Annotated in this window: 1 protein-coding gene; it reads left to right on the top strand. The window is 33.7% G+C overall.

Annotated features, from left to right (window positions below; translation table 11 throughout):
• Window positions 1–213: 213 nt before the first annotated feature.
• Entirely contained in the window at window positions 214–594 is a 381-nt protein-coding gene (locus HNS38_RS20055) for a hypothetical protein (RefSeq protein ID WP_172284777.1), read from the top strand.
• Window positions 595–1,392 lie beyond the last annotated feature (798 nt).

The raw sequence follows: 1,392 nt of genomic DNA, 5'->3' as shown, positions 1-1,392 counted from the left end.
TTAATAAACTTTTTTTGGTGCTTTTTGAGGGAGGAAAATGTGTATAAAGAGTAGCGTGGGGAAGGGGCAAAACAAAAAAATCATTTCTTAAAAGCAATTATAGTAATTTAATATTAGACTTAGTTACGCTTTTTTTAATGGTATATTTACCATGATATGATTTATTAATCGAATAACATTAGTATTTTTGAAGCCAACAAAACCTATCATTTTATGAATCCTCTTATTCAAGCAGGCACCTCCATTGTCATTTTTGCATTAATCAGTTATTCTATTGCAATTATTATCGAACAAAGGCAAAAGGTTGTCAGTAAGAAAGTATTATTATTTCTGACTCTAGGGGTTACCTTAGATATTATTGCTACTACATTTATGATTCTTGGTTCCTCAAAAGGGGGATTTACTTTACATGGTTTTATTGGCTATTCTTCACTATTGGGAATGTCAATTGATGCTATTTTCATATGGCGCTTAAAAATAAAAAATGGTTTCAACTCCCCAGTTCCAAAGACCATTCACCTTTATTCACGTTATGCTTGGATATGGTGGGTTCTGGCTTTTATAACAGGAGGATTATTGGTGGCCTTTAGATAATGATGACTTCTTTTTCCTAGACTATCTTATGTAAATAGATGATTGTGTTTCTTAATTAAATTGAGGTGTTTAGCTAAGTCCTTATTCAACACTAAAAGACAAACACCAGAAATAATAACACTTAGCCTTTTTTTCGTTTGCCCCAACCCCAAGGGGAGCGAAAAAAACATGCACCAAAACAATTAGTTCTACAGTTTAGTAAAAAAACCTATAGCGTATCGACTTAAATTCCATTAAGCTAAGTAAGTAATTGAACAACTTATAATTAAACTTAAGATTTCTCGCTTTGCTCGAAACGACCATTGCTTAAATGTTTTTATAAAAGGGCGCATAAATCCATTAATTGTTTCACTTGCATTTATGCGCCCTTTTTTATCTCTCCTCTTGAATACTTAGGACATTTCGAACGCAGAAAGAAATCTAGTTCTCCAAACGTTATTTCTCTGCACCTCTGTGGTTTTTGGTAAGAGCTTAGAGCGACTCTATTCTGTCATTTCCCCCTTGTATTCTCTTTGTACGGAAATATGCTTATTGGGCTTTGGAGACTTGGAGTAAAAGGCTTCTGAGTTTAAAAAATAGATTTCTCCTCCACTATGTTTCGTCGAAAAGACCTGAACTCTTGGGGTAAATAAATAGCGCGACAAGGCAAATGTCATTTATAATTGAGCTTGTCGCGCTTTCTTTCAAAACGATAATATTGGGGTCATTTCGAAGGAGAAGGTTTACTTCGACTGAGAAATCTTTTAACCTGAGTTCGGTTTTTAACTATCTGAAATTCAGTTGTTAATGGTGATATTT

The sequence above is a fragment of the Lentimicrobium sp. L6 genome (assembly GCF_013166655.1).
Lineage (GTDB): Bacteria > Bacteroidota > Bacteroidia > Bacteroidales > UBA12170 > UBA12170.
Note: the sequence above shows the minus strand (reverse complement) of the source record. Positions and strands in the feature narration are given on the sequence as shown.